Here is a 23,851-nt window from a genome sequence, read left to right as displayed (position 1 = left end):
GGCGTAGGCTTTCCCCATGACTGCCGAGAGCTCCCGGGAATTCGACGTAATTGTTATCGGCGCGGGCGCCGTAGGGGAAAACGTGGCGGACCGGGTGGTTCGCGGCGGCCTGACGGCGGTGATCATCGAAAGCGAATTGGTGGGCGGTGAGTGCTCATACTGGGCATGCATCCCGTCCAAGGCGCTCCTCCGTCCGGGGAGTGTGCTCCACGCCGCCCAAGTGGTGCCGGGCGCAAAGGAGGCAATCACTGGAACCATTGATGCCGAGGCCGCGCTGAAGCATCGGGATTGGTTCACCGATAACTGGCAGGACGGCAGCCAGGTCGAATGGCTGGACAGCGCCGGCATTGAGTTAATTCGTGGACGCGGCCGTATCACAGGCCCGCGCGAGGTCCAGGTGGATGGGCTCGATGGCAACAGCTACGCGCTGAAGGCCCACCATGCTGTGGTGATCGCGACGGGTTCAATCCCTACCGTCCCGGACATTGACGGCTTGAAAGACATAACGTTCTGGACAACCCGCGGCGCCACGGCAGCCAAGGAAGTTCCCAAGCGTTTTGTGGTGCTCGGCGGCGGCGTTGCAGGCGTGGAAATGGCGCAGGCATTCGCCCGGCTCGGTTCGAACGTCACGCTGATCGCCCGCGGCCGCTTGCTGAGCAGCTACCCGGAGGAAGCCGCGAACCTGGTCCTGGCAGGGCTTCGCGCCGACGGCGTCGCTGTTCACCTGCACACCGATGTGGAGAAAACGGTGAAGAACGACGACGGCTCGGTGACAGTCACGTTCGACGGCAAAACCACGACCGCCGACCAACTACTGGTCGCCTCCGGACGGCACCCCGCTTTGGCCAATCTGGGCCTGGAAAATGTGGGCGTTGAAGCACAGGACGGTAAGCCCCTGCGACTCACAACCGAAGCCAGCGGTTTGGTGGAAGGCCCCGCAAGTGATGGCACCAGCGGACTATGGCTCTACGCTGCCGGCGACGCGGCCGGCAAGGTCCTCCTGACGCACCAGGGTAAATACGAGGCCCGTGCCACCGGTGACGCGATCGTCGCCCGGGCCAACGGCAAGCTCAAAGGAACGCCGCAGCCTTGGAGCCCTTGGGCCCAAACCGCCAATCAGCATGCAGTCCCCAGTGTCGTCTTCACCGATCCTGAGGTTGCCTCCGTGGGCCCGAGCTTGGAGCAGGCATTGTTGCAGGGCAAGAACGTCACCGGTGTGGAACTGCCCATAGATGTGTCCGGCTCCCAGTTGCACTCCCCCGACTACAAAGGCTGGGCGCAAATAGTGGTGGATGAGGACCGGAAGGTGATCCTCGGCGCTACCTTTGTGGGCCCGGGCGTCGCCGAGCTCCTCCACTCTGCAACCGTTGCGATCGTGGGCGAAGTCCCGCTGGACCGTCTCTGGCATGCAGTTCCGTCGTACCCCACCATCAGCGAAGTCTGGCTAAGGCTTCTGGAAAAGTACAGCCTCTAAAACCCTTATTTGAACTGACTGGTCAGTTTAGTTAGACTTTCAGCAGACACCATTTCTGCGAAAGGCTTCATTGTGCTGTCCGTACAGCAACTCCAGATCAACGGCCGCCGGGACGATCTCCTCCCGGCAACGTCACTGCAAGTCCGCCGCAGTGAACTCCTGCTCGTGGCCGGAGAGGGCCAGGACCAGCGGACCGCTTTGGCGTTGGCTCTGAGCGGCCGAATGAAGCCAAGCGACGGCATCCTGAGCTGGGACAACACCACCAAGACCAAGAAAATCCGCCTCGCCAGCGCCTTGGTGGACTCCCCCGGAGTCAACGAACCCGAGCAGCACCTGAGTGTCCGCGATCTGGTCACCGAAGACCTCTCCCTCATCCCCCGCCGTTACCGTGGCGCCCTACTGAGCAAGCCCTGGCTAAAGGTCAACAGCTTCGAGGACATCGCCGGACTCTGGATAGAACAAATTCCGGCCACCCGCCGACTTGAACTCCTCACCGCGCTTGCCTTGGCAGATCCGGCCACCGACCTCCTTGTTGTCGACTCCCCGGATCGCCACAGTGCTGATTCCGCGTCGTGGTTACCGCGACTTCAGGCATTGGCGTCCGACGCCGGACGGCCACTTGCCGTCGTCGCCGTCGTGGGTTCCCTCCCGGACAACTGGACCGGCCCCGCGGCAGTGATTGGAAACTCCGTCACGCATCCCCCTGAACCGGAAGCGAAAACCGCCCCGGCCAAAGAAAAGACAACCCAAACCGGGCCCGCCCAGCCCAAGCCAGCAGCCGCCGTCGAGCCCAAAGCCAAGCACGCGGCCGAACCGGCATCTGAAACATCCGCAGCTGCCCAACCTGAATCCGTAAACCTTCAAAGGACTGCAAAGTGACTGTTCTGCGGCTCGCCCGCTCCGAACTCAAGCGCATGACCGGCGGGCTCCTGCCCAAGCTGACCATCCTCGCCCTGACCATGGTCCCGTTGCTCTACGGCGCCGTGTACCTTTACGCGAACTGGGATCCGTACGGCAACCTGAACCAGATCGACGCCGCCTTGGTGGTGGAGGACACGGGAGCAACGTCGTCGGACGGTTCCGAACTGCAGGCGGGCAAGAAGGTGGCAGACAGCCTGGTTGAGGGCCACGTCTTCAACTGGAAGCAGGTGTCCAGCGCCGAGGACGCCGATGCCGGTGTTCGTACGGGTGAGTATGCCTTCGCGCTGCGCATCCCCAAGGATTTCTCCGCCAACCTGGTCTCCCCGGGCAGTTTCGACGCCGCCAACCAGGCCATGCTGCACGTCACCACCAACGACGCCAACAACTACCTCCTGAGCACCATCGTGGACAAGCTCACAACAGCCGTCCACTCCACAGTGGCCAAGGAAGTGGGCGAGGAAACCGCCAACCAGCTCCTCACCGGCTTCGGCACCATCCATGCGTCCATCGTGAAGGCTGCTGATGGCGCCTCGGAGTTGGCCACGGGCGTTGGCAAACTCAGTGACGGTGCCGCAACCCTGCACGACGGCACCACTCAGTTAGTGACCGGCGCCGACCAACTCGTGGCCGGCCAGACCCAATTGCGGGATGGCGCGGTACAACTGAACACCGGTGCCGGCCAGCTGAGTTCGGGACTGACCGAGCTCAAGGATAAGACCGCTACCCTTCCTGGTGATTCGCAGAAACTCGCCGACGGCGCAGCGCAAGTAGCCGCCGGAAACGCCGAGCTGAACGCAAAAGTCCAGGACGTCGTCGGACAGCTCGAAGCGGCAGACAAGGGCCTCCGCAACCGCGTGGTGGAATCCAACGCACGACTGGTGACTGCAGGTGTCCTGACACAGGAGCAGGCCGAGAAGGTCCTGGCGGACTTTGACGCCGCCGCAGCATCGAGCCCGGTGACGGACGCGAAGACCAAGATCACTGGTGATGCGGCCAAGATCCAGCAGCTATCGGACGGTTCAGCTGCCGTGAGCGCCGGGGCATCCAAGCTCGCCGCCGCGACACCAGCCCTGACCGACGCGATCTCGAAGGCTGCCGATGGCGCCGGGCAACTGAGCACGGGCGCCTCAACGTTGGCCGCGGGGCAGCAAACCGCCCTGGAAGGGGCCGGCAAGCTCGACGACGGCGCCCGCCAACTGGACAACGGCGCCAGCCAGCTGGCCAGCGGCGGAGTCACAGCCTCCGACGGCGCCCACACCCTGGCCACCGAGCTCGCCAAGGGTGCGGGAGACATCCCCAACCCGAACGATGAACAGAAGAGCAGCGTGTCCAAGGTGATCGCGGATCCCGTGGCCGTGGACAACGTCTCCCAGGCCAAGGCGGGCTCTTACGGCGCCGGCCTGGCACCCTTCTTCCTTACCCTCGCACTGTGGATCGGCGTCTTCATGCTGGTCCAGGCCATGCGACCCATCACCCAACGGGCCCTCGCCTCGAACGCCCCCGCCTGGAAAATCGCCGTCGGAGGCTGGCTGCCGTTCTTCGTGGTATCCGTGCTGCAGGCCACCATCCTCACCCTGGTGGTAAATCTCGGCCTGGGCCTGAACCCCGCGCACCCGATCGGGATGTGGCTGTTCATGTTGGCCGCGGTAATGGCGTTCAGCGCGATCATCCAAGGCATCGTGGCGCTCATGGGCACGCCCGGCAAGTTTGTGGTGTTGATCCTGTTGGTCCTGCAGCTCGTTTCGTCGGGCGGCACGTTCCCGTGGCAGACCACGCCCATGCCGCTCCATGTTGTTCACGAGGTCCTGCCTATGGGATACGTGGTCACAGGCATGAGGCACCTGATCTACGGCGGCGAACTCAGCATGATCTGGCCCACCGTACTGGGTCTGCTTGGATACACTTTGCTGGGAGCGGCACTGTCAACGCTCGCTGTCCGCAAGCACAAGATGTGGACCCTCAAGACGCTGAAGCCGGAGATCGCAGTATGAGCACCACCGAGCCGGTTCCTTCCGAGGCAGATTCGCGGGAAACCGGTCCAGCGGGGAAGAAACTCCGCCCGGGCCGCACCAACGCCACCAAGCAGCGGCTGTTCGAGGCCTCCATGGAGCTGATCGGCGAGCGCGGCGCTGCGGGGGTAACCGTGGATGAAATCGCGGCCGCCGCCGGGGTGTCCAAGGGAACTGTCTATTACAACTTCGGCAGCAAGTCCGACCTCATTGCGCAGCTCTTGCGGCACGGTGTGGACATCATGCTGGTCCGGCTCCAGGACGTCCGCGGACAGGCCAACGACCCCCTGGAATCCATGACCAACATGGTGGGCCAAGCCATGGAATTCATGGACGACTACCCCTCCTTCGCCCGCCTGTGGGTCAGCGAAAACTGGCGCACTCCCGGTGAATGGAGTGCCGTGTTTGCCGAGCTTCGCGCTGAACTTCTGGCCGTGATCGGATCCGCGGTGGAGAGCGTGGCGTCCGGCTACAAGGTTGATGAAAGCATTGCCCGGGGATCCTTGGAGGCGGCAATTTTTGGTGCCATCTTCGTGGTTGGCCTCGACCGGCAGACGTACAACCCTGAGCGCACCCGCGAGCAGAGCGTCGCTGCCGTCATGACCATCATGCACGGGTACGTCATCAAGTAGGTTTGGGCAACCCGTTGTGGGGCCCGCTCTGCGCATTCTCACGGGCTCATACGGCGCAGAGCGGGCCTCGCAACGGTATCTAACTGCAATGTACGACGGCGTGGCGTGGCCACTTGGTCGGAGATGATTAACCTCATGCGTCACATGGGGAACAGCGGGAAGCTTGCGGTGGTGTCCGCGTTCGTCTCGCTCGGGCTGTTGGTGCTGGCCGCCGTGGTGCTTGAGGAACTGGTGCTGTACCTGTTCCTCGGTTCCGTGCTGATCTGCTACTTGGCGTCCATCGTGCAGGTCTTCAACCGGCGACGCTACTTTGTGGTCCTCCTTGGGGCAGCGGGGACCAGCCTTTTCATCGGTTGCAGCATCGCCTTCCTGCGCATGTGGGGAATCGCGTTCAACCAGGACGCCAATGCTCTGGGCAGTGCCGTGAGCACCCAGGATTCAGACATCTACTTTTACTTGGCAGCAGTGGCAGGTTTTGGGACCCTGGGCGTGCTTTTCCTGGGAGCGGTGGTGCCGTCGTTTGGTTCGCGGGCCGGAACTCCAGTTCGACGGCCCTCGGCTGTAAAGCGCACTCCCGCACCCCGCAAACCGGCTCCGCGTGCGGGGACCCCCACCAAGCGCCCTGCCGCTACAATCCCGCGGTCATCCGGCGGTGCGAAGGCTACTCCCGTGAAGCGTCCCGCTCCCCGTACGCCAACGACGCCGGCCAAGCGTCCGGCGTCGAGCGCTTCCACTCAACGAAAGCCGGCCGCCAAACGCTAGCTCACGTATTCACCCCTGCGTTGCGAGGCCCGCTCTACACGCTAACGCGGGATCTTAACGTGCAAAGCAGGCCCCACAACGAACCCGCCGTGCGTTGCGAGGCCCGCTCTACACGCTAACGCGGGATCTAAACGTGCAAAACGGGCCCCGCAACGAAAGGGTGTCAGGAGTCGAATCCCAACCCGACGGCGTCGAGCGCTTTGAGGATCAGGTTCCGTTTTCCCTGATTGTGATCGGCGCGGTCCATGGACCAGCGTGTCAGGTTGATGCCCAGGGAAGCGAGCGGCTCAGGAGGGAAGGGCAGGGGCCGTTTCCGGACCATTTCCACCCGGGTGCGTTCGGTATCCAGGCCGGCCAGGAGATCCAGGAGGACGTCGGCTGCAAATGCCGTGGCCCCTACGCCGAGTCCGGTGAATCCTGCCGCATACGCCACCCGTCCCTTCCGCGCCGTGCCGAAGAACGCACAGAACTGGGTGCTCGAATCGATGGGTCCGGCCCACTTGTGGGTGAACTTCAGGCTCTCGAGCTGCGGGAACGTCGTGAAGAAGTGCGAGGCGATCTTCTCCCACGTCGCTGGCTGGTGCTCGTGCCGCTGGTCCACGCGCCGGCCCCAGAAGTAGAGGGCGTCATAGCCACCGAACAGGATTCTGTGGTCCTTGGTAATGCGGTAGTAGTGGAATTGGTTGGCAACATCCCCTATCCCTTGCCGCTGGGACCATCCGATGGACTCCAACTGCTCCGCGCTCAGGGGCTCGGTCATCAGCGCGTAGTCATAGACGGGCACCGTCATCAGCTGGTTCCGTTTGAGCAGTGACGGAAACACGTTGGTACCGAGGACCACGTTGTCCGCTTCCACGTTGCCTCGCTCCGTAACAACGGTGACGCCCTGTTCGTGGTCCTTCAACTCGCGCACGCGGGTGTCCTCGTAGATCACCACGCCCAGCTCCGTTGCCACCCGAGCCAACTCAAGTCCCAGCTTGTATGGGTGGACCATCGCCACGGAGTCTTTATGCCAGCGACCGGCCAGGTAGGTGGGAGAGTTGAGCTCTGCCCTCACTGCTTCCTGGTCCAGAAAGACGCTGCCAGGGCTTTCGTCCTCCTTGAGCCAAGCCACCTGGTGCGGTTCCACTGCAACGTTCAGTTCACCGGTGCGCTCCCACTCGCAATCCATGCCGTACTTCTCCACGGCTTCCTGCATGCGGTCCAGGTTCTCCATGCCCAGCCGGTCGAGGGTCTCCAGCTCATCAGGCCAGCGGTTCTTGCCATTCTCATGGCCGTGGGTGAGGCTCGCCTCGCAGAAGCCGCCGTTGCGGCCCGAAGCTGCCCATGCCACCCGCTCCCCTTCCAGCAGGATCACCGTCCGGCCGGGATCGCGTTCCTTGGCACGCAGCGCAGTCCACAATCCGGTATAACCGCCACCGACGATCACGAGGTCCGCGGCAGCGTCGCCGTCGAGTTGCGGGTAGCGTGTGGCTGAATCCTTGAGGTGGTCGATCCAGAACGGCCGGTGGGCCGCGCCTTCCAAGGCACGGGATACGACGGCGGCCTGCGGGACATTCCGTTCGAAAACGGTGGTATTCACGGGAAATTCTCCTATTTCAATGGTCAATCTCTCACCGGTCAGGCAGTGACCGGCTCGGCGTCCCACAATGGCCGGGGACGGGAGGCGATGAGGTTCCGCGTGTAGTCGTCCCCAGGGTCCTCAAGGATTCGAGCCGTCGGCCCCTGCTCAACGATCCGGCCCTGATGCATCACCAGGAGCTCGGAACAAATCCGTGAGACCACAGCCAGATCGTGGGTGACGAACAAGATGGTCAGTCCGAGTTGGTCCCGCAATTCCTCCACGAGCTCCAGAACCTGGGCTTGGACAGAGACGTCCAAGGCGCTGGTGGCCTCGTCCAGCACCAGGAGACGGGGGCGGGCAGCGAGCGCTTTGGCCAACGCGACCCGTTGCCTCTGCCCACCCGAGAGGGCACGAGGCCGTGCGTCGAAACGTTCCGGTCCGATGCCCACCCGCCCCAACAGGACCCGGGCGCTGTCTTTGGCTTCCTTGCGTCCTTGCTTCTGATGCAGGCGGAAGACATCTGCCACAGCGCTTCCTACAGGGATGCGCGGGTCCAAAGAGAGGTAGGGGTCCTGGAACACGATCTGGACATCCTTGGCCAGGACTTTCCGTTCAGAGGCCTTGAGGGCCCGGCGCGGCCGGGGGACGTCCCGCAACGTGAGGTCACCCGATGTGGCGGTTTCCAGCGCCACCACGAGTCGGGCCAAGGTGGACTTTCCGGACCCGGATTCACCCACGATCCCCAACGACCCACCCTCAGGGAGGCTGAAACCGGCGTCGTCCAAGGCGGTGATGATTTCGCCGCGGGGCAGTTGGTACGTTTTTGATAGCCCCGAAACCTTCAGCAGCGGGGACCCCACGACCACAGGCGCAGCCAAGCCGCCCGCTTCAATCACAGGGGTAGCCTCAACCAGCTGCCGGGTGTAGTCCTGCTCCGGCGTCAGAAAGACAGTCCGGGTTGGCCCGTGCTCCACCACTTCTCCCCGGCGAAGCACGTAGACGCGTTCACACAAGCTGGCCGCAAGATTGAGGTCGTGCGTAATGAAGAGCATGCCCATTCCCCGTGACTGTTGCTCTTCGCGGAGGAGCCTCACGATCCCCGCCTGGGTAGTGACGTCCAAGGCCGTGGTGGGCTCGTCGCACAGCAACAGATCCGGTGAGTTCAGGAGTGCAGCTGCGATCATGACACGTTGGAGCATGCCGCCCGAGAGCTGATGCGGGTGCTGGTCCATGAGCTCCTTGGCACGTCGCAGGCCCACTTGTTCCAGTTGCGTCACGGCCCGTTCCGTGGCCTCGGCCCGGGACAAACCATCCAGTCTCACCAAGGTTTCAGTGAGGAAATCCCCCACGGTCCGAACGGGATTGATGCCCGCCCGAGGATCCTGGAAGATCATGGAAGCGTGTCTCCGTCGTAGCTCCATGAGGCGTTGTTCGCTCGCTGTGAGAGTGTCGAGGCCCTGAACCGACACGATGCCGGTGGACTGCGAGCCACCTGGAAACAAACCCAGGGCGGCACGGGTAGTCAGCGATTTGCCTGAGCCGGACTCCCCCACCAAGGCGACCGCTTCGCCGTCGTTCACGTGCAGGGAGACGCTGTCCAGCAGGGGCGGCCTGCCCGGAAAACCGAGCGTAAAGTTTTCGATTTGCAAGAGCTGGCTCATGAAAGTTTTCCTCCGATGCGGTCTGAGAGTTCCTCGCCGATGACGTTGACGGCCACTACCACCAGGACCACTACCAACGCGGGCCAGAAGGCCGGCAGGATGTAGCCGCCCAGTAGCGCGCCGCGGGATTCCTCGATCATGGCGCCCCAGTCGCTGGTGGGCGGCTGGACCCCGAGTCCGATGAAGGAGAGCGCTGCGAGGTCGGCCAACACATAACCAAAGTTCAGTGTTGACTGGGCGCCCACAGTGGGAATCAGGTTAGGAAGAACCCGTCCCAGCACCACCCAGGGCGTCCGGAATCCGAGCACGCGGTAGGCCTGGACATAGGGTCGGCTGCGCTCAGCCACCACCAGCGACTGCGCGAGCCTGGCAACGTACGGTACGTAGGCGATGGTCATGGCCAGGATGGGAGCAAAAAGCCCCTTGCCGAACAAGGCAATGGCGAGCATGGCCATGAGCAGTGCAGGGAAAGCAAAGAGGAGATCGAAAAGGCGGCCCAGAACCTTGCCCAGCCAGCCCTCGGACCAGCCGGCCACCAGGCCCAGCAGCAGGCCGAGCACGGTGGATCCGATCACCACGATGGTGGGCCCTAGCAGCGAGGTCCGCCCGCCGTGCATGAGCCGGCTGAGGAGATCACGACCCAGCGCGTCGGTCCCCAGCAGGTGCTGTCCGCTTGGACCGGCCAGGACGTTGTTGAGGTCCACATAGTCGGGGTCGTACGGCGCCAGAACCGGGGCGAATAGTGAGAGAAGTACGACGGCGGCGGCAACGGCGAGCGCGCCCCACGCCATGGGTGACAGGAGGCTGCCGTAACGGCGAAGGCCCGCCTGCGGCAGTTGGATGGTAAACGTCATCGGGACTCCGTTCCGGCCGCGATACGCGGATCAATGAGGGGCTGGACGAGGTCCACCACGGTGTTGACCAGGACGAAAGCTGCCACCACCACCATGACGATTGCTTGGACGACGCCGAAGTCGAGCCTGTCGATGGACTGCACCAGGAGCTGCCCGATGCCGGACAGGCCGAACGTCCGCTCGATGATGGCGCTGGAGACCAGGAGGCCGGCCACCAGCACGCCGCTCACGGTGAGGATGGGCCCAAGTGCATTGCGCAGCACGTGGCGTGCCACCACCGATCCGCGGGTAAGGCCGCGACTGGTTGCCACCTCAACGTGTTCGCGGCGCAATTGCTCGTTCATGGAGGAACGGGTCACCCTTGCCACCATGGCGATGTAGGTGATGCCCAAGGCGAGCGCCGGTAGGGTGAGATGCCAGATCCGGTCCCAACCGCCGTCGCCGCTTCCAAAGGAGGGAAACCAACCGAGGCCCACGGAGAAGAGCGCTACTAGAGCGATTGCTGCCACGAACGGCGGCACTGCCCCCGCAGCGGTGAGGGTGATGAGGATGAAGCGGTCACCGAAGCCCTTGTTGAGGCTGGCCACAATGCCGGCGAACAATCCCAGGACAGTGATGAACACTGCTGCGAGCGCCACAAGTTGCAAGGTGGTGGGCAACCGTCCCAGTAAGACGTCGGAGACGTCCTGGCGGTAAGTCAGCGAGCGGCCCCAGTCCCCTTGGAGAATTCCACCTAACCAATTCAGGTATTGTTCCCAGGCCGGTTTATCCAGGCCGAACTGCCGGGTGATCTCTTCGAGTGCCTCAGGCTTGGGGCTACGTCCTCTGAGCAGGAAGCGTGCCGGATCGCCGGGAACCAGGAAGCGTGAGAAGAACACGGCCAGTGAGGCAACAAACAACGTCAGCACCAGGGCCAGCAGTTTCTTCACGATGTACACCGCCGGTCGGACTGCGCTGCGTTTATCCCGCTGGCGGGTGGGAGCGCCCGGCGCGGTGGTTGCTTGGACTTGATCTGTAGCGGTCATGTCAGCGACCTCCTATCTGGGCTGCCCACGGGAAGTACATGTAGTTGATGGAAGGGTCCGCCCCGGTGATGCGTTTGCCCAGCCACATGGACGTGACGGTCTCATAGAGCGGCCCCCACACCACTTCGTCGCTGGCCAGCTTGGCCGCCTGGCCCGTCAGTTTGCCCCGGGCGTCGGGGTCCTGCACGCCGTAGGCGGAGTTCACCAGGTCATCGAATTCCGGGTTGCTCCAGCCGCCGTAGTTGCTGAAATCGCCGGTTCGCAGCACGCTGTACATTTCCAAGGGCTCGGTGCTGGAGAGATACCAAGACGTCACCAGGAGGTCCACATTCTTGCGTGACTCGGGGTCTGAGAACAGCGTGGTGTATTTGTCGTTGGACATGGTCTGGATTTCCGGGTCCAGGCCGATCTCCTTGGCTGCCGACGCGATGGCCCGTGCCGTGATGTCGAAGGCTGCGTTCAGTGACGCGGTGGCGAAGACGAACTTACTACCCTCGGCACCTGCTTCCTTGACAAGTTTCTTGGCTTCTTCCAGGTCATAGGGCGTGGACAGCAGACCGTCAAAAGCCTCGTCCGTAGTTTGCGATGCAACGTCCTTCCACACACTCTTGGTGGTCAATGCGTCCGTCTTCTTCGCGTACCCCTGTTCGGCCGCCTTGATCAAGGCTTCCCGGTTGATGGCCATCATCAGCGCCTTACGGACCCGTACGTCATGGAAGGTGCCGCCGAGGTTGGTGAACACCAGGCTTTGCACCGATGTGTCCTCGCCGAAGTACAGCGAGCCGGCATCTTTGTTGGCTTTCAGGATGTCCATGGCATTGGAAGGGATCGCGAAGCCGCCATCAATTTCGCCGGTCTGGAACGCATTGATGCGTGATGTGGCATCGGGCAGCATTTTGAAGGTGACCTGTTGGGACTTGGCTTTGAGTTCCGGGTCCCAGTAGTCATTGAAGCGTTTGAGGGTGATGCTTTCACCGGCTTCCCATTGCTCGAATTGGAAGGGGCCGGTGCAGTTCACGCCGGTGCTTGAGTTGCCATAGTCCTTGCCGGCAGCTTCCAGCGTCTCGGCGGACTCAACCACACCTGTTGCTCCCACCAAGGAGCTGTTGAACACGTAGTCCGGCCGGGTGGTGGTCACCGTGACCTCGAAGTCGCCGGTCTTCTCGATGGACTCCACGTTTTGGTAGGCGGAGGCCCAGAAAGATCCCACTTCGGGGTCCACGTGGCGGCTCAAGGAGGCTACGACATCGTCCGCTGTCATCTCGGTCCCGTCGTGGAACTTTACGCCCTGCCGGATGGTGTAAATCCAGGTCAGCGGATCAGGGTTTTCAACTCCCGTGGCCAGGCCCGGCGCCGTGGACAGGTCAGCGTTCCAGCGGAACAGCGACTCGCACACGTTGGACAGGACAGTGTTGTCCGGGTAGTCGAAGGCGTACGCATAGTCCAGGGAGAACGGCTCCGCGTACATGGCCCAGTTGAAGTTTTCGATCTCCTTGGTGGGGGCCGGCGTGGAGTCGGACATGGTGAATTTGGCTCCGTCCGCGGCGTCAGTCACGCTGGCGGGCCGAACACCGCAGCCGCCCAGGACCAGCCCGGCCACGACTGCGGCGACCCCAACCGCGGTGATGCGCGACGGCGTCGTCCGCTGTTTCAAACGCACGGCACCTTGCGCGGGCTGCGGCGCTGGCTGCGGCCTCATGGCATTACCGAGGCGGGTTGAGCTTGACTGTTTCGGGTGAGCGCGCGGTCATAGACGCATTCGCCCCCAATCCACGTCTGCGTCACCACCGACCGGTGCAGCTCCTGCGCAGGGAGGTCGAAGACGTTGAGGTCCAGTACGGCAAGGTCGGCGAGTTTTCCTGGTTCCAGCGTTCCCGTTTCCGTGTCCAAGTGGTTGATCCACGCTGAGCCCTGCGTGTAGGCATCCAGGATCTGTTTGAGGCTGAGCTTTTGCGATTCCGGGCCGAGTGGGGGCAGGTCCTCCCCCGGCGCTATGCGGTTTACTGCGACGTGGATGGCCGCAATCGGGTCCGCGGTGGAGACAGGCCAGTCGCTTCCGGCCACCAATCGGGCTCCTGCCGAAGCAAGCTCACCAAAGGGGTAATGCCTGTCCTCGGCGCCGGGCTCCAGGAACGGGAGGGTGAGGGTGTCCATCTGTTCTTCATGGCAGGCCCAGAGGGCCTGGACGTTGGCCGCCGCATTCAGCCCGGCAAACCGTGGAACATCCTCGCTGCGGACCACCTGAAGGTGCGCCAGGTGGTGCCGGTTGTCGTTCGTCCCGTTGCTGTGCCGCGCTGCCTCCAGCGCGTCCAAAGCATCCGTCACGGCGCGATCGCCGAGAGCATGGAAGTGAACCTGCATGCCGGAAGCATCTATCGCGGTGACGAATTCCTTCAGCTCCTCGGGCTCGAAGAATTCGATGCCACGGTTGTCCGTGTGGTGGCCGTGGTGATCGAGGTAGACGTGATGCATTGCGGCTGTGTAATTCTCTGCCACTCCGTCCACCATCACCTTCACGGTGTTGGCATTGAGCTGATGGTGGTCGAAGGAATCGGCCACCCTGTCCCGGCGTTGCGTGATTGCTTCCAGCTGGGCCATTCCGGCTGTCCTGTCCCACCATTGGCATGCGGTGACCCGGACTTTCAAGTCTCCCGCCTTCGCCGCGTCCGTGTAGACGTCCAGATGATCGGCATGTTCGCCCTCGGGAATGGGAACCCAGGCGTCCTGCCAGGCCGTGATGCCCTGCGATAGCAGCAGTTGCTGGGAGGCGAGCAGGCCTTGGTACGCCAACGCATACGGCACGGCTGGCTTGACCGCATTGAACAGGTCCATGGCCCCCTCATGAACTGTGCCTGCGGGCGTCCCGTCTTCTTCGCGTTCCAGCCGGCCGCCCTCAGGATCAGGTGTTTCCGCGCCGATTCCTGCCGCCTCAAACGCTGCAGTGTTGGCCCACGCGCCGTGGTGGTCCCTGTTGACGAGGTAGACGGGCCGCTCCGGCACCACGGCGTCCAGAAGTTCCCGTGTTGGAGTGCCGCCCGGGAAGAAATCCATGGACCATCCAGCGCCCAAAATCCAGGGTTCATCCGGGTTGTCGGCTGCGTAACGGGCCACCCTCGCCACGGCCTCCTCTGCGCCGGTGGCCTCCGTCAGGTCGCACTGAAGCAATTCGATCCCGGCGAAGATGGGGTGGATGTGGGCATCCTGGAAGCCCGGCACCACCAGTTGCCCTTGCAGGTCCACCTTGCGGGTTTCCGGCGTGACCGAACCGTGAAGCTCGTCGGGTGTTCCGACGGCGATGATGCGGCCTTCGGCTATGGCAAGGTTTGCGCGCAGGGGGCCGGCGTCATTGCCGGTGTACACCCATCCGTTCTCAAACAAAATCTCGGCGTGCATGGTCGAGTCCTTTCGTGGGGAAATTCAACTCTGCGAGACACACTATGAGCCGGATCACACTTAAGTCAACAGTGTTGACATCAATGCTGACAAAGACTTTGACTGGTCCTTGAAAGGAGGACGCCATGAATCATGTAGGTTGATAATCAACCCGGGAACGCATGGAAGGCGGACAACTGATGGTGCAGCCAGCACAGTCGACGGACCGCCGAACGCGCCTGGACCCGGCCACCATCATTGACGCCGTCCTGCGGATTTCCAGCCAGGAGCTCGGGGAACGGCTGACCGTGCGACGACTGGGACAGGAACTCGAGGTGGACGCCACGGCCGTCTACCGGCATTTCCGGAACAGGGACGCAATCGTCAGGGCAGCACTGGACCAGTTGTTCCTGATGTCCGTTGAGCGCACGTTGGCCACAGCACGCGACCAGGACTGGCGTGCCCGGCTGGAGGCCTACCTTGACGAACTCCTCAAAGCCTTCATGCAGCATCCCTCTTTGGGCAGCGAGTCATTCGCTACGGACACCTATGGCCCCGGCGAGCTAAAGGCAATCGAGTTCGTCCTTCAATGCCTCACCGATGCCGGGCTGGCAGAGGACCGCGTGGTGCACTACTACGCGGCCCTGGAAAGCTACACCCTTGCGCTCGGCGCCGGCATTGCGGTTGAAATCCAGCGGCTCCCGGACTCCGAGGGCCACGATCCTTGGCTCAACCCACGGGTTTTCACACGTATCACCGGTCGCCCGCTCCTTGAAAAACACCACGCTGCACTGCAAAACCTCGACTCCCTCAAGGCGTTCCAGGCCGGTCTCTCGGCCATCCTGGACAGCGCCGAACGCGAGAGCAAGCAGCCACCTCAGGCCTGACGGGGTGCTGGCGCGACCGGGCGCCTGACCAACAACGCAACCCACCTTCCCCGCACGACGCCACCATCCGGCGTCGTCCATTCAGCACTGCCCGGACAGCGACGCCCGGCAGGGAAAGCACGGCACCCTCATGCATCAGTTCATCAACGGAAAACTGCTCCCCGGAACCTCTGGCAGCAGCCTCGATGTCATCAATCCGGCCACCTCGGAGGTAGTGGAAACGGTGGGACTCGCTTCACTTGCGGATCTGGAGTCGGCAGTGGCGGCGGCCCGCAGCGCCTTCCCGTCATGGTCCCGCACCGCGCCGGGTGAACGCGCCGGGATCCTGCAGAAATTCGCCCGCATCATCGAAGATCGTGCGGAGGAATTCGCCCGGGTTGAGAGTTCCCAGACGGGCAAACCGCTGCGGCTGACCCGGGAGTTCGACGTCCCCGGCACCATCGACAACATCGATTTCTTCGCAGGTGCCGCACGGTACCTCGAGGGCAAGGCCGCCGCCGAGTATTCGCCCCAACACACTTCCTCCATACGCCGGGAATCCATCGGTGTGGTGGGATCCATCGCGCCCTGGAACTACCCCCTGCAAATGGCCGCATGGAAGATCCTTCCCGCCATTGCCGCAGGCAACACAATCGTTCTCAAGCCTGCCGAGATCACTCCGTTGACGTCGCTGATGTTCGCACAAGCGCTCAGTGACGCCGGACTGCCCGACGGCGTGGTGAACGTGGTGGTGGGCGACGGCGCCACGGTTGGGGCTGCGCTCATGCGGCACCCCGACGTGGACATGGTCTCTTTCACGGGGTCCACCGCGGTTGGCCGCACAGTTTTGGAGGCCGCGGCCGTCAACTCGAAGCGCGTGCACCTCGAATTGGGCGGCAAGGCACCCTTCGTGGTGTTCGACGACGCCAATCTGGACGCCGCCGTTCATGGGGCCGTGGCCGGTTCAATGATCAACACCGGCCAGGATTGCACCGCTGCCACACGGGCAATCGTGCACCGCAGCGTGTATGCGGATTTCGCAGCGAAGGTGGCCGCCCGCTTTGATGGGCTCGTCCTGGGCATCCCCGGGGATACCAACGCCGATCTCGGCCCCCTCGTATCCTTCAAGCAGCGCGACCACGTAGCCGGGATGGTGGACCGCGCCCGCACTTACAGCAAGGTGATGGCAGGCGGATACGCCCCTACGGACGAGGGCCTGGAAAATGGCGCCTTCTACCGACCCACGCTGGTTGTTGACGCGGCACCGGACTCTGAAATTGTGAAGGACGAGGTGTTCGGCCCGGTCCTGGTGGTCCTCCCGTTCGAAACGGACGACGAAGCTATCCATTTGGCCAACGACACCGTCTACGGACTGGCCGCCTCGGCCTGGACGAACAACCTCCAGCGGGCCTTGCGGGCAACCCGCGAGATCAAGGCCGGCTGCGTGTGGGTCAACGACCATGTTCCGATCGTCTCCGAGATGCCCCACGGCGGCTTCAAGCAGTCCGGGTTCGGCAAGGACATGTCCGCCTACTCCTTTGAGGAGTACACCCAGGTGAAGCACGTGATGTTCGAGTTGGAAGGCGTCACCCGGAAAGACTGGCACCGGACCATCTTCAAACTGCGCTGACTTCCTTGAGCCGTTGGGGCCCCTGCGTTGTGGGGCCTGCTTTGCGCGCTTCCGCCCGATCTAGGGCAGCAGAGCGGGCCTCACAACGGGCGTTTCGGGACGGATCTTGCCTCCGGCGCCGAGCACTGCGGTGGCAACTCCGAGGAGCAGGATCAATCCGCCCACGATTTCGGTCAGGGTAGGAATCTCGTTCAGGACAAGCCACGCGGCCGTCATCCCCACCACGGGAACCAAAAGCGTGAAGGGCACGACGTCGGAACTCGGGTACAGCGATAACAAGCGGTTCCAAATGCCGTATCCAATCAGGGACGCAAACACGGCCGTGTAGATCGCACTCAGGATGGTGGCCGGCTGCAGGTCCGTGAGCGTTGCCAACACGGTGCCAGGCCCATCCACTACCAGCGATAAGCCAGCCAACGGAAGCGGCACCACGGCACCGGACCACACCACCAACCCCAAGCCGGAAGCGGCCTTCGTGTGCCGGGCCACCACATTCCCGATCGCCCACGATAACGCCGCGGCAAGAACGATCATGAGCGGCAGAACCGGAGCCACGGCACTTCGCCCCAAGGCCACCACTGCCAAGCCAGCAATGCCCAGCGCCACACCCGCCAATTGGCGCCTACTCGGCCTCTCGCCCAGGAATCTCGCCGCAAGCAAGATGGTGAACAGCACTTGTGCCTGCAGCACCAGCGATGCCAGGCCTGCCGGCATGCCAAGCGCCATGCCCAGATACAGGAGGCCAAATTGACCGGCACTCATGAAGAGCCCGACGCCGACAATCGCCTTCCAGCCCACGTCTGGTTTGCGGATGAACAGGATGAAGGGAAACACCACCAACAAGAAGCGCATGGCGACGAAGAGTAGGGGCGGGACTTCCCTGCCGTTCGTGTGGAGACCGAGATCGATGGCGACGAAGTTAATGCCCCAAAGAACAGCGACCATGAGGGCAAGGGCAGAGTGGCGAAGGTTCACAAGTACACTCTGGCCCGTTTTTGGTTGAAGCACCAGCGTTGAATTCGACGTGGAACAGCGTAGATTTGCTTCATGATCGACATCTCAGCGCTTAGGGCCTTGGTCGCAGTGGAGCAGCACGGCTCAGTGGTGGCGGCATCGGACGTTATGGGCTTCAGCCCTTCGGCAATTTCGCAGCAAATCAAGAAACTTGAGAAGCAGACCGGCGTCACTGTGCTGGAACGCAGCGGCCGTGGTGTGCTCCTTACAGAGCGTGGCTTGGCTCTTGCAGGTTATGGCCGGCGGATCATGGGTGAGCTCGAGGAACTGCAAGCCACCCTGCTCGCCGATCCTGCAAAGCCTTCCGGACTCCTGAGGCTCGTCGCGTTTTCCACGGCTTGCAGGGGCCTGGTGGGGCCCATGCTCGGGCGCATCGCTGCTGCCCACCCGACTCTGGGCATCACCGTACTGGCTGAGGATCCGCGGGAGGCGGTGCAAAGAGTCGCCTCTGGCGAGGCCGAACTCGCGGTGGTACATAACTGGAATTCGGTACCTTTGGTGATCCCGGAGAACCTGGTGCATGAGGACCTCTGCATCGACCAAGCCGACGTCCTCGTCAACAGCACCCACGCGCTGGCGGCGAGCACCGCCGTCGAGCCTGAAGACCTTCTGGACGAAACGTGGATCAGCACCCCGGCGGGAGCCATCTGCAACGAAGCGCTCCTGCAGATCTTCGCTGGACTGGGCAAGGTCCCCAACATCCGTATTTACGACCCCGACTTCTCCACCCACATCGCCATGGTGGAACAAGGTGTGGCCGTGGCACTCGTACCGAGGCTCGGAAGACCTCCCCTTCCTGACGGAGTCGTGGCCATCCCGGTGATCCGTCCGGTCCAACAACGGTCCGTTGGTGTTGTCTACCGCAAAACGATGACAGCCAGTCCCAACATTCGACTTGCCGTGAACCTGCTGCGCGATATAGCGGCCGAGCTACCGCTGCCGCGAAGCTGACCAGGAGCGATCAACGTCACACAGGGGAACATTCGACGCCAGGAAGAGTGTTAGCTTAGGCTAACCTTACCTACCAGCGCCGCCCGGAGCGCGCGACCGTCGAAACTCTTGAAGGGGCCCACCTGTGGAAGCAATCCTCTTTCCCACGGACATGAACCACCACCACACATATGGCTTGGTCAGTTACATCATGATCGACGACGGCCTTTATCCGAGCGCGCACAACCGCCGGGATCCGTACGCGCTTCCTGCGTTCGACGTCCGCGGTCAATGGGTCTACCCCAGCCGCTACAACGAATACCTGGCTCCGCAGTTGCCGGTGTACATGTTCGACGGCGAATTCCTCATCGCAACCGGGCATGGCGAAGAAGCGGCGGGCCTGCCGGTGTTCGAGATCCGCTGCATGTGCATGCCGCAGCTGGCCTAGGGGCGCGGCACCTTGAAGTGCGTCAGCCTGGCGTCCTGGCCGTCGAGCTCAGCCCACGACTTTTCTGTTTCCATTACCGTCAACGCACTCGTTGGGTAACGGTTAGCAGCATCCATGTAAGCATCGTGGTCCGAATCGCGGGAAGCCAGGTGCATGGCAAGATCCTGAACGCCGGGCATATGCGAGATGACCATCAACGTGGTCACGGTATCGGGTACGTGGTTGATCACCGTCAACATACGGTTGGCTGAGGCGGAGTACAAGCCATCCTCCAGTTTGGGAGTCGGCGCCTTGTCCCCCAACTCATCGCACACCCAAGTGCAGGTCTGACGAGTCCTCAACGCTGACGAACAAAGGATGAAGTCGGGCACCACACCATGCTTGAGCAACCACTTCCCCGCCAACGGGGCCTCCCGATGCCCACGCTCCTCCAAGGGGCGCTCATGATCAGGCACTCCCATGGGCCAATCAGCCTTGGCATGCCGCATAATCACCAGGCGTTTGATGTGATGGTCACTCATAACCCAACCCTATCTGCCGCAGAGCACAGCGACTTCCTGCGGGCCGCCGTCACCAACTTTGAATTCGCGGCACCCTGGACACGCCGTGCGGGGGGCGTGTCCAGGGTATTTGGCGGCCATTGTGGGTGGTGGCGGCACACGGTTTCCTCGAAACTAAACGCCGAAAGGCGGCATATCCCGATAGCGCAGTTGTCGCGCGGAGAATGAGCGCAGGCGCAAAGGGATCGTCCCGCTAAAGCGGAAGCGTCCGCCGCTGGATCACCCCGCGAACACGAAAGCGCCCGCCCTTACAGGACGAGCGCTTTCGGCGTAGTGCTACTTAGATCGAGTATTCAGGTGCTGCCCAAACGATAACTTCGGGGTGCTCGTAGAAACGGTAGCCCTGGCCGCGGACCGTGCGGACCGTGTTCGCGAGGCGGCCAAGCTTGGAACGGAGGCGGCGGATGTGCACGTCGATGGTGCGCTCGTTGGGAACCTCTTCGGCGTTGCGCCACAGGCCCTCAAGGAGTTCGTCGCGGCCCACGGTGCGGGTGCCGTTCTCGACCAGGTAGTTGAGGAGCTCGAATTCCTTGAACGTCAGGTTCAGCGATTCGCCATCGAGGTGCACTTCGCGGCGGGCGAGGTCGATCAGGACGCCGGACGGACGGGCTTCCTGCTGGGGCGCCGGGCGGGCGGCTTCGGTGCGCTGGCGGGCGGCGACCGTGGGGTCGCCGAAGGTGGAACGCACGACGTCGAGCGCGGACCCGGGTGCCCCGGCGGGGGCAACTGCGACGGCGGCATAGCTCTCGGCGCCGGTCACGAGGGACTGAGCGTAAGCCCGGATTTCCTGGGCAAGCTTGGCAATGGAGGTACCGGCGGCCGCTGCGGTTTCTTCGTCAATGCCCATGTAGAGAACGAATCCGCGGGCCACATTGTCGTTGGCAACGGGGCGGAGCTTGTCCGACTGCGCAATCACCGGGGTGGGCGCGGTCATCGGCGCCGGCTCTGCTGTGGGGACAGCGCGCAGCTGGCCGTAAGAGTTGGGGTTGTAGCCCTGCGGCACGTATCCGGGAGCCTGCTGCCCTGCCCCTTGCGGAGCGGGAGAGTAGCCGGGGCGGTTGCCGAAGCCGGGGCGAAGCCCTGCGTTTGACGCGGCCTTGTTGGCGTTACGGACGGAGATGTGGACGTATCCAGATGCAACTGACATGGAGTGCTTACCTCAAAAGTGAATAGCCGTCATCGCGGCTTCGAATGCTGGTTGTCCCCGCAATGAGTTTGGGGATGGGCGCCCAACGCTGGGCTAGGGGGCGAATGCCTGAAACTTTTTTGGGGTGGAAAGTTAGGCTTGCATTCGACAACAGCGGTCATCATGGCCAGCGGGTGCGCTGGGCCAGGTTGCTGCGGCTGCAGGTGCTGTTGAGTTCTTGTTCACATTGGAAGTGTGCAACGTAACAAAGGCAACACGCAAGTAACAAAGCGCCGAACCGTCCACATTTTGAGACACGGAGGTCTATTGTGTCGCAAATCACAATTCAGTAGGGCCGGTAAATGAACGCCATTTCATTCGGTGTGGTCGGGAAATATCCGCCATCTACTGAATATTCTTCGGCATATCGGGGATGATGTGCATGTCCGTTTCCACTAACCCTCTCTCGACGGAATCTCACGATCTGAAACACTTGTTGTCCAATCGGAGCTGATCGTCACAAGCAATTCTCAGGACAAAATCTGCTACAAGCCGTAGAACGCGGCTGAACCCGGGCCGCCGGAAACCTTGGGCGCGGAAGCGTGTCCGCCAGCCCCCTCCTCGCTAGTCTGATCTCACAGCGTCTTCACAGGATGGGCAAAGCGTTGGCAAACAAGCAGAACGGAGAGTTATCCCATGGCCTCCTCGCACTCCACGACCAACAACCTTCCCGAGCTGTCCCATCCGGACGGCTCCCCCATCCGTGCCCTGGTGGTGGATGACGAACCCAGCCTCGCTGAGCTGATGAGCATGGGCCTGCGTATGGCAGGCTGGTCTGTTGCGGTCGCCGGCGATGGTCCGGAAGCAGTAAAGCTAGCCAAGGACTTCCGCCCTGACGTGCTGGTCCTGGATGTCATGCTTCCCGGATTCGACGGCGTCGAGGTCCTCAACCGCATCCGCACCTTCGCCCCGGAGGTTCCCGCCCTGTTCCTCACCGCCAAGGACGCCGTGCAGGACCGCATTGTCGGACTCGCAGCAGGCGGGGACGACTACGTCACTAAACCCTTCAGTATGGAAGAAGTCCTCCTGCGCCTCCACCGCCTGGTCCAGCGCTCGGGCGTAGCTGCCATGGACACCGCCGAGCTGGTGGTCGGCGACCTCACGCTCAACGTAGATACCCGGGAAGTAACCCGCGGTGGCCAGGATATTCCGCTCACCGCCACCCAGTTCGAGCTACTGCGGTACCTCATGGAGAACCCCAAACGAGTTGTCAGCAAAGCCCAGATCCTGGACCGTGTGTGGGATTACGACTTCGGCGGCCAGGCCAACATCGTGGAGCTCTACATCTCTTATCTGCGCAAGAAGATCGAAGCCGGCCATCCCCCGATGATCCATACCATCCGGGGTGCCGGCTACGTCATCAAGCCTGCGGACTAGCCCTTGGGCACCCTCTCGCGAATGGCCAGGAAGTCCGGAGTGTCGGCCGGACAGACTCAGCTCAGCTGGCTCAATCCCTCCACCTGGCACCTGCGTACACGCTTGGTCCTGGTGGCCATGGCACTGTTGATCGCCATTTGCGCTGCTGTGGGGGTGGTCAGCTACGCGTCCATGGACATGGTCTTCAACAGGCAGCTCGACAGGCAGTTGGAGCAGGCGTCCAGCCGCGCGAATGACTTCGGCAGGCCGCCGTCGAACTTTCCGTCATCCCCCGGCAGGCCTGATCCTTTGGAGGCGCGCGGGCAGGCGGCTGGCACGCTCAACGCGAGGATCGACGGCTCCACCGTGCGAAGCTCGGGTTTGATCGACGCCCAAGGTCACCGCGTCTCGCTCTCAGCAGACGACGAGCAGGTCCTGGTGTCGCTCCCCACGGACAACCAACCCGTGGACCGATCGCTGTCCAACGGCGATTACCGGCTAGTGGCAGTCGAAACCACTTATGGCGACGTGATTGTGACGGGCCTGCCTCTGGAGGACAAGCAGAGCGCCGAAGCCTCGCTGGTGTGGACCATGGTGCTGGTCTCGCTGGCTGGGCTGGTGGTGATCGGGCTCGTGGGAACGGTCATCATCCGCCGGACCATGCGTCCGCTTGAGCAGCTCTCCGAGGTGGCCACGAAGGTTTCGCGCCTGCCTCTCGACGCCGGTGAGGTGGCACTTGCGGTGCGCGTACCGCCGTCGGCATCCCACCCTGGAACGGAAGTGGGCAGCGTCGGCTATGCCTTGAACCAGATGCTGAACAACGTTTCGAGCGCGCTGGAAGCTCGGCAGGAAAGCGAAACCAAGGTTCGCCAGTTCGTGGCCGATGCCTCGCACGAACTGCGGACTCCCCTGACCGCCATCCGGGGCTACACCGAGCTACTAAGGATGACGGAGCACTTCACCGAGGATGGTCGGAAGTCGCTGGCACGTGTCCAAAGCCAGTCCGAACGCATGACCACACTGGTGGAGGACCTTCTCCTGCTCGCTCGGCTGGATGAGGGCCAGCCCGTGAAATTTGAGGACGTGGACCTGACACAGCTCGTGATCGAAACGGTTAGTGACGAGAAAGTCATGGCACCGGACCACATCTGGCAGCTCCAGCTCCCCGATGAGCCCATCACTGTGCGCGGCGATGCCACCCAACTTCACCAGGTGCTGGCCAATTTGTTGTCCAATGCCCGCAAACACACGGATCCCGGCACCACTGTGGTCACAGGCGTCATGCTCTCCGCCGACGGCAGTGCCGTGGTGACAGTGACGGATAACGGTCCCGGAATTCCAGAAGACTTCCAAGGCCGGATCTTCTCCCGGTTTGCCCGCGCTGATGCCGCAAGATCGGGCTCTGAGGGCACCTCCGGACTCGGCTTGTCCATTGTGGAAGCCATCGTTTCAGCGCATGGCGGTAGCGTGGAAGTGACCTCGCAGCCGGGTCGCACGGAATTCACCCTCCGAATCCCTGCCGTGAGCATCGAAGACCTATAACGAATCGGGCAAGGCGACTCACCGGGCGTCGTGATCTCTGTTACC

General features: G+C 62.7%; 20 protein-coding genes. 11 read left to right on the top strand and 9 right to left on the bottom strand.

The annotated features are described in order from the left end of the window. The first annotated feature begins 16 nt into the window (after nt 1-16). The 5 genes from ACNAOT_RS04395 to ACNAOT_RS04375 all read left to right on the top strand — a co-directional run bounded on the left by ACNAOT_RS04395 (nt 17) and on the right by ACNAOT_RS04375 (nt 5,798). Entirely contained in the window at nt 17-1,474 is a 1,458-nt protein-coding gene (locus tag ACNAOT_RS04395) for a dihydrolipoyl dehydrogenase family protein (RefSeq protein WP_420180169.1), read from the top strand. A 72-nt stretch (nt 1,475-1,546) separates the two neighbouring features. Further along, nucleotides 1,547-2,353: an ABC transporter ATP-binding protein gene (locus ACNAOT_RS04390; RefSeq protein ID WP_420180168.1), complete on the top strand. Its 807-nt coding sequence runs from the start codon at nt 1,547-1,549 to the stop codon at nt 2,351-2,353. Further along, on the top strand, nt 2,350-4,386 hold the full coding sequence (locus tag ACNAOT_RS04385; protein ID WP_364307913.1) for a YhgE/Pip domain-containing protein: 2,037 nt from the start codon (nt 2,350-2,352) through the stop codon (nt 4,384-4,386). The genes ACNAOT_RS04390 and ACNAOT_RS04385 overlap by 4 nt, the downstream gene beginning before the upstream one ends. Then, nucleotides 4,383-5,036, top strand: a complete 654-nt coding sequence (locus tag ACNAOT_RS04380; protein ID WP_420180167.1) for a TetR/AcrR family transcriptional regulator — start codon at nt 4,383-4,385, stop codon at nt 5,034-5,036. Before ACNAOT_RS04385 ends, ACNAOT_RS04380 begins: the two co-directional genes overlap by 4 nt. Nucleotides 5,037-5,171: 135 nt before the next feature. After that, entirely contained in the window at nt 5,172-5,798 is a 627-nt protein-coding gene (locus ACNAOT_RS04375) for a hypothetical protein (RefSeq protein WP_420180166.1), read from the top strand. 163 nt (nt 5,799-5,961) lie between these two features. Here the strand turns inward: ACNAOT_RS04375 and ACNAOT_RS04370 are convergent, their stop codons facing one another. From ACNAOT_RS04370 to ACNAOT_RS04345, 6 genes are read right to left on the bottom strand one after another with little or no spacing between them, the layout of a single operon-like run. Next, entirely contained in the window at nt 5,962-7,380 is a 1,419-nt protein-coding gene (locus tag ACNAOT_RS04370; protein WP_420180165.1) for an NAD(P)/FAD-dependent oxidoreductase, read from the bottom strand. A 38-nt stretch (nt 7,381-7,418) separates the two neighbouring features. Then, nucleotides 7,419-9,023, bottom strand: a complete 1,605-nt coding sequence (locus ACNAOT_RS04365; RefSeq protein ID WP_420180164.1) for a dipeptide ABC transporter ATP-binding protein — start codon at nt 9,021-9,023, stop codon at nt 7,419-7,421. Continuing rightward, nucleotides 9,020-9,877: an ABC transporter permease gene (locus ACNAOT_RS04360; protein ID WP_420180163.1), complete on the bottom strand. Its 858-nt coding sequence runs from the start codon at nt 9,875-9,877 to the stop codon at nt 9,020-9,022. Before ACNAOT_RS04360 ends, ACNAOT_RS04365 begins: the two co-directional genes overlap by 4 nt. Continuing rightward, a complete protein-coding gene (locus ACNAOT_RS04355; protein WP_420180162.1) occupies nt 9,874-10,902 on the bottom strand; it encodes an ABC transporter permease in 1,029 nt (342 codons plus the stop codon). The genes ACNAOT_RS04360 and ACNAOT_RS04355 overlap by 4 nt, the downstream gene beginning before the upstream one ends. A 1-nt stretch (nt 10,903) precedes the next feature. Then, on the bottom strand, nt 10,904-12,601 hold the full coding sequence (locus tag ACNAOT_RS04350; protein ID WP_420180161.1) for an ABC transporter substrate-binding protein: 1,698 nt from the start codon (nt 12,599-12,601) through the stop codon (nt 10,904-10,906). Beyond that, nucleotides 12,598-14,295, bottom strand: coding sequence for an amidohydrolase (locus tag ACNAOT_RS04345; protein ID WP_420180160.1), 1,698 nt, complete (start codon nt 14,293-14,295; stop codon nt 12,598-12,600). The genes ACNAOT_RS04350 and ACNAOT_RS04345 overlap by 4 nt, the downstream gene beginning before the upstream one ends. Before the next feature lie 179 nt (nt 14,296-14,474). Between ACNAOT_RS04345 and ACNAOT_RS04340 the strand changes: the two genes are divergently transcribed. Both ACNAOT_RS04340 and ACNAOT_RS04335 read left to right on the top strand, forming a co-directional pair. Then, nucleotides 14,475-15,161 carry a TetR/AcrR family transcriptional regulator gene (locus ACNAOT_RS04340; protein WP_243836675.1) on the top strand — a complete coding sequence of 229 codons (687 nt, stop codon included), beginning with the start codon at nt 14,475-14,477 and terminating at the stop codon, nt 15,159-15,161. 130 nt (nt 15,162-15,291) lie between these two features. After that, nucleotides 15,292-16,770, top strand: a complete 1,479-nt coding sequence (locus tag ACNAOT_RS04335; RefSeq protein ID WP_420180159.1) for a gamma-aminobutyraldehyde dehydrogenase — start codon at nt 15,292-15,294, stop codon at nt 16,768-16,770. A 60-nt stretch (nt 16,771-16,830) separates the two neighbouring features. Here the strand turns inward: ACNAOT_RS04335 and ACNAOT_RS04330 are convergent, their stop codons facing one another. Then, nucleotides 16,831-17,745, bottom strand: a complete 915-nt coding sequence (locus ACNAOT_RS04330) for an EamA family transporter (RefSeq protein ID WP_420180158.1) — start codon at nt 17,743-17,745, stop codon at nt 16,831-16,833. 72 nt (nt 17,746-17,817) lie between these two features. On the opposite strand from ACNAOT_RS04330, the gene ACNAOT_RS04325 reads away from it, so the two are divergent. After that, nucleotides 17,818-18,735 (top strand): LysR family transcriptional regulator, encoded by a 918-nt coding sequence (locus tag ACNAOT_RS04325; RefSeq protein ID WP_091465391.1) that lies wholly within the window; start codon nt 17,818-17,820, stop codon nt 18,733-18,735. A gap of 124 nt (nt 18,736-18,859) precedes the next feature. Then, on the top strand, nt 18,860-19,162 hold the full coding sequence (locus ACNAOT_RS04320) for a hypothetical protein (RefSeq protein ID WP_243836673.1): 303 nt from the start codon (nt 18,860-18,862) through the stop codon (nt 19,160-19,162). Here the strand turns inward: ACNAOT_RS04320 and ACNAOT_RS04315 are convergent. Together ACNAOT_RS04315 and ACNAOT_RS04310 are read right to left on the bottom strand one after the other, a co-directional pair. Next, nucleotides 19,159-19,683 carry a SixA phosphatase family protein gene (locus ACNAOT_RS04315; RefSeq protein WP_091465390.1) on the bottom strand — a complete coding sequence of 175 codons (525 nt, stop codon included), beginning with the start codon at nt 19,681-19,683 and terminating at the stop codon, nt 19,159-19,161. The genes ACNAOT_RS04320 and ACNAOT_RS04315 overlap by 4 nt on opposite strands. Before the next feature lie 319 nt (nt 19,684-20,002). Beyond that, nucleotides 20,003-20,869, bottom strand: a complete 867-nt coding sequence (locus ACNAOT_RS04310) for a winged helix-turn-helix domain-containing protein (RefSeq protein WP_017198144.1) — start codon at nt 20,867-20,869, stop codon at nt 20,003-20,005. A gap of 675 nt (nt 20,870-21,544) precedes the next feature. Here ACNAOT_RS04310 and ACNAOT_RS04305 point away from each other — a divergent pair. Together ACNAOT_RS04305 and ACNAOT_RS04300 are read left to right on the top strand one after the other, a co-directional pair. Next, the gene (locus ACNAOT_RS04305; RefSeq protein WP_420180157.1) at nt 21,545-22,285 is read left to right on the top strand and encodes a response regulator transcription factor; all 741 of its coding nucleotides are present in this window, start codon (nt 21,545-21,547) and stop codon (nt 22,283-22,285) included. Nucleotides 22,286-22,306: 21 nt separating this feature from the next. After that, nucleotides 22,307-23,806 carry a HAMP domain-containing sensor histidine kinase gene (locus ACNAOT_RS04300; protein ID WP_420180156.1) on the top strand — a complete coding sequence of 500 codons (1,500 nt, stop codon included), beginning with the start codon at nt 22,307-22,309 and terminating at the stop codon, nt 23,804-23,806. Nucleotides 23,807-23,851 lie beyond the last annotated feature (45 nt).

Origin of the sequence: Paenarthrobacter sp. TA1.8 (assembly GCF_048595705.1) — a bacterium.
Lineage (GTDB): Bacteria > Actinomycetota > Actinomycetes > Actinomycetales > Micrococcaceae > Arthrobacter > Arthrobacter nitroguajacolicus.
The sequence above is the reverse complement of the archived record's forward strand: the minus strand, read 5'-3'. Positions and strand labels throughout refer to the sequence as shown.